The following is a 14,982-nucleotide window of genomic DNA, read 5'->3' on the forward strand; positions in this document are numbered from 1 at the left end:
TCAGGAAACCTGCTTGACAGCCGGCCAGCCGAGCAGCTCCTCGACTTCGTGGATTGGGTCGACGATGATCAAGTCGGCAAGGTCGTCATGGACGCTGACGTGGAGCGGTTCGCTCGCCGCCGCCAGCGCCGCCGGCAAATCGTCGGATGACGGTAGCGGCGTTGCGCTGGAAGGCGCCAGCAGCCCGAACTCGACCAGCTGCGTAATGAATGCCTCGATCGCGGCGGCGTCGATTCTGCCAGCGGCCGATCGGATCAGCGCTTCGGTGCCGACACCCGAGGACAGCGCCTGCCACACTTTGCTGCCGGAATCGGAGAAGCCGAAATATTTGCCGTTTGAGAGGTCGAGCACGACAGCTTCGCCGTCGAAAGATTCGAAAACGATGTCCCGGCTCGTGACGGCGTAGACGTCGGAAAGAGGCATGTCCTTGACCCCCACTCTACAATTCCGGCCGGCGGCTGCGCCGGTCGTAATCGTTGCCCTGACCCCAGGACAACGCCTGTAAACACTCGATCCTTGCTTGGCAAGGCAGGGCATAACGGCGCCATCTCGACCATTTGGCGTTCAATTCGCGGTTCGAGCCCCGATTTTTGGGCGCCGACAAGCAGGGCGACCGCGACCCTCCCGGCGCGAATACCCGCTGGCCTGCAGTCTGAACATGGTCATGGAGCGGGCCGAATCGGCCTGTGGAACCGGGGTATGATGGTTAATAGTATCGAAAAGTGACTATTAGGAGATTCTAAAATCGAACTGAACGGTTCGTTTCTGTTGACGGTGCGTGCAGGATGGTGTGAACGGTGGCGCTCCGATACATTTGGTGAGCCAACGGTAAAATCTGCATAAGTCATTGATTAAATGCGATAAAAATAAAGTCGTAGGCATGCTTATCAAAACTTCAAGATGCGCAATCATGGTCCAGACGGAAAAACTTCGTGATTGGAATCCCGCCCTCGGCTCACCCAAATCAGCGCTGTCCGGACGACGCGATTTCATTCCCAAGACACGCCGCTAGACGGACTGAATAAAGATACTGGAGTAGCAAAAATGAAAAAGATTGTTCTCACTGCCGCAGCCCTTCTGGCAATTTCTGGCAGCGCCTTTGCTGGTAGCGACCATTACAACCCGAATGAAGCCAATCAGGCGGCGGCCAAGGTCGACTCGTCCTACACGGCTGCGGTCCGCCAGTCTGCGCCGGCCACTCAGCAGCCTGCCACGACGGGCGCCGACCACAACCTTTTCGGCAACAACTAACGGTCGACTTGAACCGGCGGCGGGCTCGCCCGCCGCATCGGTCGGACCACAAGATTCAGGAGCACTGAAATGAAGAAGATCGTTCTTGCCACGGCCGCCCTGCTGGCCGTTTCCGGCGCTGCTTTTGCGGGCAGCGACAATTACAACAACAGTGGCGTCAACCAGCCGGCCCCGGCGGTCGATACCACCCCTACGTCGTCGATCGGCACTGACTCGCCTGTCTACAAGCTGCTGAACTCGTCGCGCGACGTGCAGAAGTCGGCGCCTCAGGGTGCCGACCGCGACCACTTCGGCAACCGTTGACAGCCGACTGTGATTTGAAAGAGAGAGCGGCGGGCCAGGCCCGCCGCTCTCTCTTTTTGCTGGGAACGCCAGCCTGCCGATAAAGCAATTCCAGGAAAAGTGTAAGCGGTTTTCCATCCGGAATTGCGTGAAAACAAAGAGATAGAGAGTTTCGCCGTTTCGGTGAAACGGTGAAACTCGCTAGCGTCAGGCAGCCTTTGCTTCCTCGCGATGCAGCGTGAAGGAATGGCCGTCGGCGTCAAAGATGTGCAGATCGCCGGCGCCTGCGTTGAGCCGCAGCGTCTCGCCGCGCTTGACGTCGACATTGCCCGGCAGCTTGGCAACCAGCGGCAGGTCGGCGCGGCCGATATCGATATAGACGAGCTGAACCTCGCCGAGCTGCTCGATATAGTCGACCTTGCCCTCGAACAGAAAGTCCGCGCCTGAGGCAATCGCGAGATCCTCCGGCCGCACGCCGAAGCTGACCGCCGCGCCATTGGCCGAGGCCGGCGTCGCGATCGGCACCGTCGCCTTGCGGCCGCCGACATGGCTGACCACGGTCGGATTGCCGGCCTTCTCGATCTTCGCAGGCAATATGTTCATGGCCGGTGAGCCGATGAACTGGGCGACGAACAGGTTGCCGGGCCGCTTGTAGAGTTCCATCGGCGTGCCGACCTGCTCGATAACGCCTTCCTTCAAGACCACGATGCGGTCCGCCAGCGTCATCGCCTCGACCTGGTCGTGCGTGACGTAGATCATGGTGGTGTTCGGCATCGATTCCTTGAGCTTGGCGATCTCGATGCGGGTGGCGACGCGCAGTGCTGCGTCGAGATTCGACAACGGCTCGTCGAACAGGAACACCTTCGGGTTTCGCACGATGGCGCGGCCGATGGCGACGCGCTGGCGCTGGCCGCCCGACATCGCCTTGGGCAGGCGGTCGAGATATTTGGTCAGTTGCAGGATCTCCGCCGCCTGGCGCACGCGCTTGTCGATCTCGGCCTTGCTTTCCTTGCCGATCTTCATCGAGAAGGCCATGTTGTCGTAAACCGTCATATGCGGATAGAGCGCATAGGACTGGAACACCATGGCGATGCCCCGCTTCGACGGCGGCACGTCGTTCACCACCTCGCCGTCGATCTTCAACTCGCCCGACGTGATCTCCTCGAGGCCGGCGATCGACCTCAGCAAGGTCGACTTGCCGCAACCCGACGGCCCGACGAAGACGATGAACTCGCCTGATTTGATATCGAGGTCGATGCCGTGGAGAATGTTGAGGTTGCCGTATGATTTCTTCACCTGGTTGAGCGTGACATCGGCCATGTTTTTCTTCTCCCGTTGATCCCTGTTTTAGAAGTTCAGTCGATGCGTCCGAACCAGGCGCCGTAGCCGCCGAGGCGGACCGGCCCGCTGCCAGTCTGTCCCGAAAAGCCGTGCCCGGGCAAGGGTTGCAGCGCACCTTTGCCGAGATCGACCTCGGAGGGCTTGCTGCCGAGATTGAAGGCGCAAACGATCCGCTCATTGCCCTCGCGGCGCGTGAAGGCGACGGTGTCGCCATCGCTTTCGATAAAGTCGATGTCGCCCTTGGTCAGCGCCGGATGCTGGCGCCGGAAGGCTAGGAAGCGGCGGTAATGTTCGAGCAGCGAGCTTGCGTCGCCTTGCTGCGCGTTGACCGCCTGCGACAGGTGCTTGCCCGGCACCGGCAGCCACGGCTTGGCGGTCGAGAAACCGCCATTCTTGGCGGCCGCGTCCCAAACCATCGGCGTGCGGCAGCCGTCGCGACCCTTGAACTCCGGCCAGAACCGGATGCCGTAGGGATCCTGCAGGTCCTCGAACTTCAGCTCCGCCTCGCCAAGGCCGAGCTCTTCGCCTTGATAGATGCAGACCGAGCCGCGCAGCGACATCAAAAGCGCCGAGATCACCTTCAGATAGGCGGTCGGATCCGCCTCGTTGGCGGCCCAGCGCGAGGCGACCCGCATCACGTCATGGTTGGAGAAGGCCCAGCACGACCAGCCGTCGCTGGCGACCGTACCGAAGGCCTCCAGCACCGCGCGCGCTTTCGCCGCGCTGATCTTCTCCGGCGCCAGGAAGTCGAAGGAATAGCACATATGCACGCGCTTGCCGTCGGCGGTGTAAGCGGCGACCACCTCCAGGCCGCGCTGGGAATCGCCCACCTCGCCGACGGCCGCCTGCGCCGGATATTCGTCGAGAAGCGCGCGGAAGCGCTCCAGGAAGCCGAGATTCTCGGGCCGGCTCTTGTCGTAGATATGGTCCTGATAATTGTAGGGATTGACCGCGGGCGCCGTCTGGTCGTTGCGCAGTTCCGGCGGCAGCGGCGGATTGTCCTCCAGCCCCTGGCTGTGGAAGTAGAAATTGATCGTGTCGAGGCGGAAGCCGTCAACGCCGCGCTCCAGCCAGAAGCGGGTGATGTCGAGCAGCGCGTCCTGAACTTCTGCGTTGTGGAAGTTGAGGTCGGGCTGCTCGGCCAGGAAATTGTGCATGTAATACTGCTGGCGGCTGGTGTCCCACTGCCAGGCCGAGCCGCCGAAGATCGACAGCCAGTTGTTGGGCGGCGTGCCGTCGGGCTTTGCGTCCGCCCACACATACCAGTCGGCTTTCGGATTGTTGCGGCTGGAACGGCTCTCCTTGAACCAGGGGTGGATATCGGCGGTATGCGACAGCACCTCGTCGATCATCACCTTGAGCCCCAGCCGATGGGCTTCCGTCACCAGCGCGTCGAAATCGGCGAGCGTTCCGAACATCGGGTCGACGTCGCAATAGTCCGACACGTCGTAGCCGAAATCCTTCATCGGCGATTTGAAGAAGGGCGAGATCCAGATGGCATCGACGCCGAGCGAAGCGATATAGGGCAGGCGCTGAACAATGCCCTTCAGGTCGCCGATGCCGTCGCCGTTGGAGTCCTGATAGGAGCGCGGGTAAATCTGGTAGATCACCGCGCCCCGCCACCAGTCGCGGTCCACGGCCGGGTCTGGCTGCGACGTCGCCTTCAAAGCCGATTGCATGTCTTCAACCTCCTTTCACCGAGCCGGCAAGCAGCCCGCGGACGAAATAGCGCTGCAGCGAGAAGAACACGAACAGCGGCACGATGATGGTGATGAACGCCGATGTGGTCAGGATCTCCCACTTGCCGCCGCGCGAGCCGAGCAGCGCGTTGAGCTTGGCCGTCAGCACGATCTGATCGGGCGCCGTGCCGAGGAAAACCATCGCCACCAGTAGATCGTTCCATACCCACAGGAACTGGAAGATGGCGAAGGAGGCAAGCACCGGGAAGGACAGCGGCAGCACGATCTTGACGAAGATCTCGAAGTCGCTGGCGCCGTCGATGCGTGCCGATTCCATGATCTCGCGCGGCAGGCCGGCGATATAGCTCCTCAGCAGGTAGATGGCGAAAGGCAGGCCGAAGCCGGTATGTGCCAGCCATATGCCGAGATAGGTCTTGGACGGCACGCCGAAAAAGGCGCCGACCCCGTTATAGAGCCTGAGCAGCGGGATCAGCGACATCTGCAACGGAACCACCAGAAGGCCGATGATCACCGCGATCAGCAGCGGCCGTCCGGGAAAGCGCATCCAGGCCAGCGCGTAGGCTGCGAAGGCTGCGATCAGGATTGGGATGATCGTCGCCGGGATGGTCACCGTCAGCGAGTTCATGAACGAGCGGCCGATGCCTTCGGAAAACAGCACCGCATCGTAGTTGTCCGTGGTGAATTTCGGCGGCGCCGAGGAGGCGAAATAAACGCGCTGGCCGCGGTCGCCCTCGAAGGCCTTCGGTGACGACAGCACGAAGCCGCCGTCGGCATTCATCTGCAGCGTGACGCCGTCATCGAGGTCGGCAACCGATCCCGCCTTGTACTGCGTCGGCGCGGAGGACTTGACGCCGAAGGCGCTGATCTCGCGCTTGGGGCCATCGCCGAAGATATTGCCTTCGATGACGTATTTGCCGTCCTTCTGGGTTTGCGCCGATGCGCCCGGCAGCCGTCCCGCCTCGCTCTGGCTGGAGCTGGCGAAGGAGTTCCACCAGCCGGAGGCGACGATCTGGTCCTTGTCGCGCAGCGACGAGACGAGGATGCCGAGGGTAGGGATGGTCCAGATCGCCACGAAGACGAGCACGGCGATATGGACGCCGAAGCGGCCGACGAAGGACTTTCCGGTCTTGGTCGCCATCTCAGTGCCCTCCCGTCTCTTTGTTGGCCTGGCGGATGTTCCAGACCATGATCGGGATGACCGCGATCATGATGATGATGGCGATGGTGGCGCCGCGGCCGAAATCGCCGCCGCCGCGGAACATCCAGTCGAACATCAGATTGGCAAGCACCTGTGTATTCCACTGGCCGTTGGTCATGGTCAGCACGATGTCGAACACTTTCAGCACCAGGATGGTGATGGTGGTCCACACCACGGCGATCGTGCCCCAGATTTGCGGCACCATGATCTTCCAGAAGATCTGGAACGGGTTGGCGCCGTCGATCACGGCCGCTTCCAGCGTCTCTTCCGGAATGCCGCGCAGCGCCGACGACAGGATGACCATCGCAAAGCCGGTCTGGATCCAGATCAGGATGATCATCAGGAAGAAATTGTTCCAGAACGGCAGCGATATCCAAACCTGCGGCTGGCCGCCGAAATATTGGATGATGGCGTTGAGCAGGCCGATCTGCACCTGGCCCTCGCCGCGATACTCGTAGATGAATTTCCAGATCACGCTGGCGCCGACGAAGGAGATCGCCAGCGGCAGGAAAATCAGGCTCTTGGCGATGGTGCCCCACCAGATCTTGTCGGTGAGCACGGCGATGATCAGGCCGAGGAAGGTGCAGGCAGCCGGCACCACGGCCAGCCACAGGATGTTGTTGAAGATCGAATTGCGCAAATCATGATCGCTGACCGCCCATTCATAATTGGCGAGCCCGACGAAATTGGTGCCGCCGCGGTCGAAGAAGGAGAGCCACAGCGTCGCGATCACCGGGTAGATCAGGTAGATGGCTAGGATGATCATCGCCGGCCCGACGAACAGCCAGGGCCGCACCATACCCTGCCGGCGCAAATTGTCGACGGCGGCGGTGCCCGAGACACCGCGTGACGGGAAGACGAGATCGAGCAGTTTGTTGGCGCCCCAGAAATAGGCGACGCAGCCGCCGACGCCGATGATGATGACGAATATGGCCGAGAAAATCTGAGCCGCCATGGGTCCCTCTCCCTGCGCATGACCGGCCGGCCGAGGCTGGCGATCGGATGCACCGACTTTCGGTTATTCGGAACAATCGAAACGCGAAGGCTTCCGGCGCGGACCGCCGGTCGGACCCGGGCCGTGGCCCGGGTCCAGTAGGAGGATTAGGAAGATTTCAGGATGCTATTTGATGCCGTCCCAGCTTTTCTGGATGTCGGCGGCGACGTCCTGCGCGGACTTGCCGCCCACCAGGTCGACCATGCCGGTCCAGAACGAACCCGCGCCGATCTTGCCCGGCATCAGGTCGGATCCGTCGAACCGGACCGTCGTGGCGCCGACCAGGATCTCGCCCTGCTTCTTCAGCGCGTCGCTGCCATAGGCCTCCTTGTTGGCCGCTTTGAAGGGGGTGACGAAGCTCTTCTGCGCCATCCACAATTCATGCGCGAGCGGCATCTCGAGGAACTTGATGAACTCGCGGGAGGCCTTGGAATCCTTGGTGATCATCACCAGCGTGCCGGCCACTTCCAGCGGCGTGCCCAGTTCCGGCTTGGAGGCGTAAGGCGGGTAGGGGAAGAAGTCGGCGTCCTGACCGAGCTTCACGTTTTCCGGGAAGAAGGAGGGGATGAACGATGCCTGGTGGTGCATGTAGCACTTGGGCGGCACGGTGAAGAGGCCCTTCGGGCTGTCGCGGAAGTCGGTCGCCGCGACCGCCTTGGCGCCGCCGTCCACCATCTTGTCGTCGGTGGCGATCTTGCCGAAGATGTCGATGGCGTTGACAACGGCCGGGTCGGTGAACGGAATCTCGTTCTTCACCCACTTGTCGTAGACTTCCGGCGGCTGCGTCCTCAGCATGATGTCCTCGACCCAGTCGGTCGCCGGCCAGCCGGTGGCGCCGCCCGAACCCAGCCCGATGCACCAGGGCTTGCCGCCGTCGGCGACGATCTTCTTCTCCAGATCTGCGAGTTCTTCCTGGGTCTTCGGCACCTTGTAGCCGGCCTCGTCGAAATTGTCGGGCGAGTACCAGACGAGCCCCTTCACGTCGATCTTGTAGGGAAAGGCATAGAAGCCCGATTTGCCGTCCTTGCCCGTATAGGTGCCGAGCTTGGCCCAGGAGTCGCCGGCGGCGTAATTTTCCTTGATCCAGGCCGCGACGTCGTCGCCCAGCGGGGTCAGCACGCCCTTGGAAGCAAGATCCTGGATGAGGCCGGGCTGCGGCAGGACGGCGATGTTGGGCGGGCTGCCGGCCTGGGTGTCGATGACGATCTGCTGCTCATAATTCTCGGACGAGGAATATTTCACCTCAGCGCCGGTCGCTTCCTGGAAATAGTCGAGAACGGATCGGACAAGCGCCTCGTCCTCGCCGCGCCACGGTCCGAAGATCGTCAGCGTCTCGCCCTTGAGGTCGACCTTCTTGAGGTCGTCGTAATTGGCCCAATGAAATTTCGAATCCTCGCCCGGCTTGAACTTCAGTTCGGCTTGCGCCGGCAGGCTGAGGGTGAGTGCCGCGAACGCCGCACCCAAGAGAAGCATTTTCTTCATCGCAAGTCCTCCCAGTGATCACAAAAAGGACGAAACCTCCATTTCGTCCGCCGACGCCGCGGAACTGTGACTCAGCGAAAGGGTAACCGCAACCTTTCGAAGAGACTTCCAAAGCGCTTTGGCTATTTTGATCTCGCCATTGAATCGCCCTGGAGTCAAGTGGTCGACGTCATTAATCGATTTAAATAGGAGAAGATTAAGCGAAAAAAGTGCAGCGCAGCATGCTTTTTTGGCGCTGCAGCAGCAATTTTGCTTCAAACGAAGCTGTCTGGCCTCTAAGGTCGTCCTGCTTGATGATCTCGCCAACAATCGTCAGACCGATTCAAAATTGAAAGCGCTTTGAGGCTGGAGGGCCTCCAATGAACCTCAAGCAGCTGTCGCATATGCTGTCGCTCTCGCAGACCACGGTGAGCCGGGCGCTGAACGGCTACCCCGAGGTCAACGAGGAGACCCGGCGCCGGGTTATGGACGCCGCCAAGCGCCATGGCTACCGGCCCAACCCCAGCGCGCGCCGGCTCGCCACCGGCAAGTCGGGAATGATCGGCTATGTGCTGCCGACCGGGGCCGCCGTCGACATCGATCCGCACTTCGTCGAATTCCTCTCCGGCCTCGGCGACTATGCGCGTGCGCACGAGCTCGACCTTGTGCTTTCGCCCGCCGACGCCGACGATGAGGAAACGACCTACCGCCGCATCGTCGCCAACCGCCAGGTCGACGCCGTCTACCTGTCCTCGCCGCGGCCGGCCGACAAGCGGCTGGCGCTGGTCAACACGCTGGGCATCCCTTTCATCGTCCACGGCCGCAGCGAAGGCTTCGATTTCGACTATCCCTATCTCGACATCGACAATGAGGGCGCCTTCCACGAAGCGTCGAGACTGTTGATCCAGCTCGGCCACAAGCGCCTGGCGCTGATCAACGGCAACGAGCGCGAGACCTTCGCCATCCACCGCGAGCGCGGCATGCGCCGCGCGCTTGCCGCGAGCGGGCTGACGCTCGGCGAGCGCCACATCCGTTCGGTGGCGATGACCGAGGAAAACGGCTACCGCGCCGCTCGCCGCCTGCTCGAGCAGGTTGAGCCGCCGACGGCGATCGTCTGCTCCAGCCTGATCATGGCGCTGGGTGTGGTGCGCGCCGTGCGCGATCTCGGTCTCACCATTCCGGGCGACCTCTCGCTGATCGCCCATGACGACGTCTTCCCCTGGCTGCGGCCGGAGAATTTCCCGGTGCCGCTGTCGACGACACGCTCCTCGATCCGCCTCGCCGGCGCGCGTGTCGCCGAGCGGCTCGCGGCGCGGATATCGGGGTTGGAGGAGGGGGCTCGCGGTGAGGTCTGGCCAGTGGATCTGGTGGTGCGAGGGTCGGTGGCCGGAGCGCCGGTATAGGGCTAATCCAACAGCTTCGCCACTGGCTCATTCCGGGCGACTGCCGTGGGACAACGGTCAGCCTTCGGCTGCTCCTGATGCTGGACGGTGACAACCGGTAAGCCAGAACCGTCAACCAGTCCTTCCGGATGCGCCATTTGCCGACATTCCCATTCACCGAAGCGGATCCAGTCCAGTACCCCGGTCCTCTGCCGAAGGCTTCGGAGGTGGTGATCGTCGGCGGCGGCATCATCGGCGTAACGACGGCCCTCTTTCTTGCTTCCCGAAACATTCCGGTGACGCTGCTGGAAAAAGGCCGCGTTGCGGCCGAGCAGTCCTCCCGCAATTGGGGGTGGATCAGAAAGCAGGGACGAGACGCGGATGAGCTGCCGATCGTCATCGAGGCCATTCGCCTATGGCGGCAACTGGCCGAGGAATGCGGCGAGGACATCGGGCTCAACCAGACAGGCGTGACCTACCTGGCGAACGCCGACAAGGATATGGCCAAGTTCGAAGAATTCATGAGGATCGCCGCGATCCATGAGCTCGACACACGCCTCCTGGGCGCCGACGAGACCGCAAAACTCATCACCGGCATGTCGCGCAGGTTCAAGGGCGCGATGACGACGCCCTCCGATATGCGCGCGGAACCTTGGTTGGCGGTGCCTGCGTTAGCCAGGCTTGCCGTGCGAAAAGGCGCCAGGATCGTGGAGAATTGCGCGGCGCGCACCCTCGAGATCGCAGCCGGCAGGATCAAGGGCGTTTGGACCGAGGCGGGATATATCGAGACCTCAACCGTGCTGGTCGCGGGCGGCGCCTGGTCGTCCCTGTTCCTGGCGAGACATGGCATAGCCATCCCCCAGCTCAGCGTCCGCGTTACCGCGGCCGCCACAGAACCCTTGCCTGAGGTCTATCGAGGCGCGGCCGCCGACGACCACATCGCTTTCAGGCGCAGGCAGGATGGCGGATATACGCTCGCTGCGGGCGGCAGCCACTTGCTTTATCTGGGGCCTGACGCATTCCGGCACTTCACCAAGTATATTCCCGCCCTCAGGGACAATCCGTTCGGCACGCGCTATTTCCCGTTCGCTCCGTCAGGCTACCCGGATGGCTGGTCGACGCCACGCGATTGGGCGCCGGATTCCTCAAGCCCTTTCGAAAGAATGCGCGTGCTCAACCCAACCCCTGAGCCGGCAAAGCTTCGCTCGATCGAGCGCAATTTCAAACAGCTTTTCCCCCGGTTCGAGACGGTTCGTCTGAAGGCCGGCTGGGGCGGCATGATCGACGCCATGCCCGATGTCGTCCCCGTCGTGGATCGGGTCCAGGCGATCGGCGGTCTTTTCGTCGCGACGGGCATGAGCGGCCACGGATTCGGTATCGGACCTGGCATCGGCCGCATCGTCTGCGACATGATCCAGGGAAATGACACCGGGCACGACCTCAGCCGTTTTCGACTGTCGCGTTTCTATGATGGAAGCCCTGTCCGGCTAGGTCCGGCTCTTTAAACGGGGAACTGGTTGTTCCATCGCGGCAATCCGCATAGTCGACTGTCTGGATTCATTCCTTCGCCGCTCCGGCCGCCTTGATATCCAGCAACCCGTAGCCGAAGTCATTGTCCCGCCCCTTGGGCCCAAGATCCTTGGCCGTCGCCGCCAGCGCCTTCTCGATATCGTCGGCAGAGCGATCGGGCGCGGCGTGGATCAGATTGGCGATGGCGCCGGATACGATCGCGGCGGCGAAGGAGGTGCCGGTCACCACATCCGAGCCGGCGCCGCTCGGCGCCACCATTTCGACACCCGGCGCCGAGATGAAGACATAGGCGCCGCGATTGGCCTGCGGCATCAGCCCGTCCGTGGCGTCGGTGGCGGTCACGGCGATCACGCCGTCGAAAGCGGCGGGATAGCCATAGGGCGCTTTCGGGCCGTTGTTGCCGGCGGCCGCCACCAGCACCATGCCCAGCCCCCGCGCATTCTGGCAGGCGATGCCGAGCAGGTCGTTCTTCGGGCCGACGAAGCTCATATTGATGATGCGCACATTCTGCTCGGCCGCCCAGTCGAGCGCCGACAGGATGACGTCCATGGTCGACTTGCCGCCTTCGAAGGCGCGGGCGTGATAGATTTTGGCGCCGGGCGCCATGCCTTCCAGCGGACCGACACCGGCAATCAGTCCGTCGACCGAGGTGCCGTGGTCGCGCTTCTCGATCGGCACGTTGGGCATGGCGTCGTATTGGCCGGCAATCACGCCGGCGAGCGCCGGGTTGCTGTCGTCAATGCCGGTGTCGATGACGGCGACCCGCACATTCTCGCCGCTCGCTTGGCTTGCATCGAGCGCGATGCGCTCGAAGGCGTAGTTGACGATGCCCGCCGCCTGCTGCAGCGAATAGATATGGTTCGGCTCGCGCCGCTGCGTGCGCCCATCGGCTGCGAGCTGCGCCAGCACGACGCCGACCGGCCGCCCGTCGGTGATGCCGAAGCGCGCCAAAGTGGTGCCGAGCAGCAGCGACTGGCGCTGCGAGCGCACCTGCAGGCCGAAGGAATTGGCGATCTGCTGCACCACGCCGGCATCGCCGGCGACCGTCACCAGCACCTCGTCGGGCACGAATTCACCGGCGATCGCGCGCGGAGGCTCCGCCAGATTGAGGCCCTGAGGCACCGTGACGGGTCCGCTCGGCGCCGGCGCGGGCGGCGGCGTGGTGCTGGAACCGTTCGATGACGATGTTCCGTTCGCCGGCGTTTGCGGGGCGGTGCCCGCCGGGGGGGTCGGGAACAGGTCGACGATGAGCGCCGGCAGGACCACCGCGCCGACCATGGCCGTGCCCGGCGTCGCGCCGCCATTCCTGGCACCGCCCTCCTTGTCGCAGCCGCCACCGGCCGCCGTCGTGCGGTCCAGGCAATCGAGCTGTTTTTGCGTCAGGTTCGGATCGTTGGTCTGCGCGGAGGCAGGCGCGGCGACAAATGCCGCCGCCGCAAGGAGCGCCGCATGCAGAATGACCGCCTTAGCCGCCATCGGCCGGTTTCCTTCCCTGCACCACAGCCTCCGCGAAAGGCTGGGCGGCAATAAGGCCGACGAGCTTGTCGTAATCGGCCGCCGTGCTGGCCGGAATCGTCAGGTGGAACACGCCGTCCGCGGTCGGGCCGCCGGCGATCTTCAACCCGTTCTGGCCGAGGAAGGCGGCGATATCGGCCATCTTCGCATCCGCCTTGAACTTGACCAGCGCGAAAGGCAGCTTCGCCAGATCGTCCTGAGCGCCGGCCACCTCGAAGTCCTTGCCCTTGCCGCCCGGCTGTTCGAAGGACTGCACGATGACCAGCGCAAGCAGCGCCGCGGCAGCCGCCCAGGCGACACCGGCAGGCATTGCCGTCACCCGGCCGAAGACTCTTGCCAGCCAGGATTGGCCGGGCGTTCGCACCGGACCGGCCTCGGCGTCCAGCGCCTTGGAGAAGCGGGAGAACGCGTCGGCGGGCGGCCGGATCGCCTCGTTGGCGGCTGCGGTGCCGGAGAACTCGGCCTCCGCTTCGCCAAGCGCATTCATCGCCGCCGGATCGGTGGCCAGCCACTCCTCGACGGCCTCCAGCTCGGCGCCTTCCAATGAGCCGTTCAGGTAGAACGGCAGCAGCGTTTCCATCTCGTCGCGACGCGACATCTTTTCAGCGGCGCTCATGGCCAACCCCTGTCGTAACCGGCGGCCTTGAGGGCTTCGCCGAGTTTCTTGCGGGCGTAGAACATCCTGGTCTTGACGGTCGCGACCGGGATGTCGAGCACCTCGCCGATCTCGCTCACCGACTGGCCATGATAATAGGCAAGGTCGATCACCGTGCGGTGTTCTTCCGGCAGCGCATCGACGAAGCGGCGCAAGGCGGCGGCCTTGTCTTCCTTCATGGTCACGACTTCCGGCGTGTCGGCGCCGTCGGGAACTTGCGCCGCGTCGTCGTCGATCCAGTCTTCCTTCTTCTTGCGCAGCATAGATAGCGCCTTGAAGCGGGCGATGCCGAGCAGCCACGTGGAAACTTCAGAGCGGCCCTCGAAACTGGGCGCCTGTTTCCACAGCTCCAGAAAAACCTCATTCGTGATATCGTCGGCCATCATTTCCGATCCCGTCTGGCGCGCCACGAAGCGGTAGATCCGCGCGTGGTGACGCATGAACAGGAGCCGGACGGCGGCTCGGTCGCCCTTCGCGACCCGGTCCACAAGCGCGCGATCGGTTTCCGTCGCCGCATTCATGGCCGGTTGAGCCGCCTGGCTCCTCGAAGCTCTGTCGCTGATCGGTCCAAAAAGGTTCACCCTCCGCCAAGGATTCTTTGGAGGCTAACTGAAGAGCGGCGAGGTTGCCAGTAGGGACGCTTTTCCTTCTCCCCTTGTGGGAGAAGGTGTCGCCGAAGGCGACGGATGAGGGGTGCTCCAGGGAATGCCGACGTCTCACTCCGCTGGAGCACCCCTCATCCGTCTCGGCGCTGCGCGCCGATCCACCTTCTCCCACAAGGGGAGAAGGAAAGGCCGCGCTACCCCAAAAACGCCTTCGCCTTCATCGTCTCCGGTATCGTCACGCCAAGCCGGCTCAGCACTGTCGGCGCGAGCTGCAGCTGGTCGAGCAGCGTGTCGGCCTCAGGCCCCTTCGCAGGTCCGAAATAATAGAGTGCGAAATCCTGCATCTCGTCGTCATGGCCGCCATGGTGGCCGCGGCCGGTCTGGCCATGGTCGGCCGTCACGATCACTTCATAGCCGGCCTGGCGCCATTGCGGCAGGAAGGCTGCCAACGTGCCGTCCATCGCGTAGCAGGCATGATCCATCTCGTGGCAGTCATGGCCGAAGCGGTGACCCATCGAATCCAGCGTGCAGGTGTGCAGGATGCCGTAGTCGATGCGATGGCGTTTGGTCAGCATCGTCAGCGTCGCGAACAGGTCGACATCGCTCGGCGTCATCTGATTCTTGAGATTGTAGCCGGTCATGGTGTGGAAGCGGCCATGCGTGATCGGCCCGCCCGGCTCGTCGAACTCCATGTCCTCGACAAGATCGAACGGATACGAACGGAAGAATTCCGACCAGTAGGAATGGGTCACCGCGCCCGTCTTGCCGCCGGCCTTGCTCACTTCCGAGAAGATGTCCGGCTGCGTGACGCGAAAGCGGTTCTCGTTGGAAAGGATGCCGTGCACCTGCGGCGCGACGCCGGTGTGGATCGAGGCGTAGCAACAGGCGGAGGTCGACGGCAGCACCGAGCGCATCTTCCACACCTGCGCCTCGCCCGATTGCGCCCAGCCTTCGAGATTGCCCATCAGCCGGCGCCAGTTCCGATAGGGCACGCCGTCGAGGATGATGAGCAGCAGTTTGGATTTGAGCGCCACGGCAGTTCCCATGCATCGAAAACAGAGGCGCCGC

15 protein-coding genes are annotated in these 14,982 nt (G+C 63.1%); 5 read left to right on the plus strand and 10 right to left on the minus strand.

Annotated features, from left to right (window positions below; all coding sequences use genetic code 11):
• Complete coding sequence (locus LB552_RS21865; protein WP_224610177.1) at positions 1 to 423, minus strand: PqqD family protein; 423 nt, start codon at positions 421 to 423, stop codon at positions 1 to 3.
• Between the two features lie 621 nt (positions 424 to 1,044).
• Here LB552_RS21865 and LB552_RS21870 point away from each other — a divergent pair.
• Both LB552_RS21870 and LB552_RS21875 read left to right on the plus strand, forming a co-directional pair.
• Complete coding sequence (locus LB552_RS21870) at positions 1,045 to 1,251, plus strand: DUF680 domain-containing protein (RefSeq protein ID WP_095768185.1); 207 nt, start codon at positions 1,045 to 1,047, stop codon at positions 1,249 to 1,251.
• A 69-nt stretch (positions 1,252 to 1,320) separates the two neighbouring features.
• Complete coding sequence (locus LB552_RS21875; RefSeq protein WP_095768186.1) at positions 1,321 to 1,554, plus strand: DUF680 domain-containing protein; 234 nt, start codon at positions 1,321 to 1,323, stop codon at positions 1,552 to 1,554.
• A 186-nt stretch (positions 1,555 to 1,740) separates the two neighbouring features.
• On the opposite strand, the gene LB552_RS21880 is transcribed toward LB552_RS21875, so the two are convergent.
• The 5 genes from LB552_RS21880 to LB552_RS21900 all read right to left on the minus strand — a co-directional run bounded on the left by LB552_RS21880 (position 1,741) and on the right by LB552_RS21900 (position 8,248).
• Positions 1,741 to 2,853: an ABC transporter ATP-binding protein gene (locus LB552_RS21880; RefSeq protein ID WP_224531767.1), complete on the minus strand. Its 1,113-nt coding sequence runs from the start codon at positions 2,851 to 2,853 to the stop codon at positions 1,741 to 1,743.
• A gap of 35 nt (positions 2,854 to 2,888) precedes the next feature.
• The gene (locus tag LB552_RS21885; protein ID WP_224610179.1) at positions 2,889 to 4,553 is read right to left on the minus strand and encodes an alpha-glucosidase; all 1,665 of its coding nucleotides are present in this window, start codon (positions 4,551 to 4,553) and stop codon (positions 2,889 to 2,891) included.
• A gap of 4 nt (positions 4,554 to 4,557) precedes the next feature.
• A complete protein-coding gene (locus LB552_RS21890) occupies positions 4,558 to 5,712 on the minus strand; it encodes a carbohydrate ABC transporter permease (protein WP_095768189.1) in 1,155 nt (384 codons plus the stop codon).
• Position 5,713: 1 nt separating this feature from the next.
• Positions 5,714 to 6,727, minus strand: coding sequence for a carbohydrate ABC transporter permease (locus LB552_RS21895; RefSeq protein WP_095768190.1), 1,014 nt, complete (start codon positions 6,725 to 6,727; stop codon positions 5,714 to 5,716).
• 165 nt (positions 6,728 to 6,892) lie between these two features.
• Positions 6,893 to 8,248, minus strand: a complete 1,356-nt coding sequence (locus LB552_RS21900) for an ABC transporter substrate-binding protein (protein ID WP_095768191.1) — start codon at positions 8,246 to 8,248, stop codon at positions 6,893 to 6,895.
• A gap of 118 nt (positions 8,249 to 8,366) precedes the next feature.
• On the opposite strand from LB552_RS21900, the gene LB552_RS21905 reads away from it, so the two are divergent.
• From LB552_RS21905 to LB552_RS21915, 3 genes are all read left to right on the plus strand, one after another.
• Complete coding sequence (locus LB552_RS21905) at positions 8,367 to 8,591, plus strand: hypothetical protein (RefSeq protein ID WP_224610181.1); 225 nt, start codon at positions 8,367 to 8,369, stop codon at positions 8,589 to 8,591.
• 16 nt (positions 8,592 to 8,607) lie between these two features.
• Positions 8,608 to 9,630 (plus strand): substrate-binding domain-containing protein, encoded by a 1,023-nt coding sequence (locus tag LB552_RS21910; RefSeq protein ID WP_224610183.1) that lies wholly within the window; start codon positions 8,608 to 8,610, stop codon positions 9,628 to 9,630.
• Between the two features lie 137 nt (positions 9,631 to 9,767).
• Complete coding sequence (locus LB552_RS21915; RefSeq protein WP_224610185.1) at positions 9,768 to 11,114, plus strand: NAD(P)/FAD-dependent oxidoreductase; 1,347 nt, start codon at positions 9,768 to 9,770, stop codon at positions 11,112 to 11,114.
• 52 nt (positions 11,115 to 11,166) lie between these two features.
• Here LB552_RS21915 and LB552_RS21920 read toward each other — a convergent pair whose 3' ends face one another.
• The 4 genes from LB552_RS21920 to LB552_RS21935 form a co-directional block, all read right to left on the minus strand.
• Entirely contained in the window at positions 11,167 to 12,615 is a 1,449-nt protein-coding gene (locus tag LB552_RS21920; protein WP_224610186.1) for a S8 family serine peptidase, read from the minus strand.
• Positions 12,605 to 13,270, minus strand: a complete 666-nt coding sequence (locus LB552_RS21925; RefSeq protein ID WP_224610188.1) for an anti-sigma factor — start codon at positions 13,268 to 13,270, stop codon at positions 12,605 to 12,607. The genes LB552_RS21920 and LB552_RS21925 overlap by 11 nt, the downstream gene beginning before the upstream one ends.
• The gene (locus LB552_RS21930; RefSeq protein ID WP_224610190.1) at positions 13,267 to 13,830 is read right to left on the minus strand and encodes a sigma-70 family RNA polymerase sigma factor; all 564 of its coding nucleotides are present in this window, start codon (positions 13,828 to 13,830) and stop codon (positions 13,267 to 13,269) included. The genes LB552_RS21925 and LB552_RS21930 overlap by 4 nt, the downstream gene beginning before the upstream one ends.
• A gap of 278 nt (positions 13,831 to 14,108) precedes the next feature.
• Positions 14,109 to 14,948, minus strand: a complete 840-nt coding sequence (locus tag LB552_RS21935; protein WP_224610192.1) for an alkaline phosphatase family protein — start codon at positions 14,946 to 14,948, stop codon at positions 14,109 to 14,111.
• Positions 14,949 to 14,982 lie beyond the last annotated feature (34 nt).

Source organism: Mesorhizobium sp. CA7, assembly GCF_020165015.1.
Classification (GTDB): domain Bacteria; phylum Pseudomonadota; class Alphaproteobacteria; order Rhizobiales; family Rhizobiaceae; genus Mesorhizobium.

Bases quoted from the DNA above. Each gene is read 5' to 3' on its own strand.
- LB552_RS21865 (WP_224610177.1), bottom strand. From the start codon at position 423: ATGCCTCTTTCCGACGTCTACGCCGTCACGAGCCGGGACATCGTTTTC.
- LB552_RS21870 (WP_095768185.1), top strand. From the start codon at position 1,045: ATGAAAAAGATTGTTCTCACTGCCGCAGCCCTTCTGGCAATTTCTGGC.
- LB552_RS21875 (WP_095768186.1), top strand. From the start codon at position 1,321: ATGAAGAAGATCGTTCTTGCCACGGCCGCCCTGCTGGCCGTTTCCGGC.
- LB552_RS21880 (WP_224531767.1), bottom strand. From the start codon at position 2,853: ATGGCCGATGTCACGCTCAACCAGGTGAAGAAATCATACGGCAACCTC.
- LB552_RS21885 (WP_224610179.1), bottom strand. From the start codon at position 4,553: ATGCAATCGGCTTTGAAGGCGACGTCGCAGCCAGACCCGGCCGTGGAC.
- LB552_RS21890 (WP_095768189.1), bottom strand. From the start codon at position 5,712: ATGGCGACCAAGACCGGAAAGTCCTTCGTCGGCCGCTTCGGCGTCCAT.
- LB552_RS21895 (WP_095768190.1), bottom strand. From the start codon at position 6,727: ATGGCGGCTCAGATTTTCTCGGCCATATTCGTCATCATCATCGGCGTC.
- LB552_RS21900 (WP_095768191.1), bottom strand. From the start codon at position 8,248: ATGAAGAAAATGCTTCTCTTGGGTGCGGCGTTCGCGGCACTCACCCTC.
- LB552_RS21910 (WP_224610183.1), top strand. From the start codon at position 8,608: ATGAACCTCAAGCAGCTGTCGCATATGCTGTCGCTCTCGCAGACCACG.
- LB552_RS21920 (WP_224610186.1), bottom strand. From the start codon at position 12,615: ATGGCGGCTAAGGCGGTCATTCTGCATGCGGCGCTCCTTGCGGCGGCG.
- LB552_RS21925 (WP_224610188.1), bottom strand. From the start codon at position 13,270: ATGAGCGCCGCTGAAAAGATGTCGCGTCGCGACGAGATGGAAACGCTG.
- LB552_RS21930 (WP_224610190.1), bottom strand. From the start codon at position 13,830: ATGAATGCGGCGACGGAAACCGATCGCGCGCTTGTGGACCGGGTCGCG.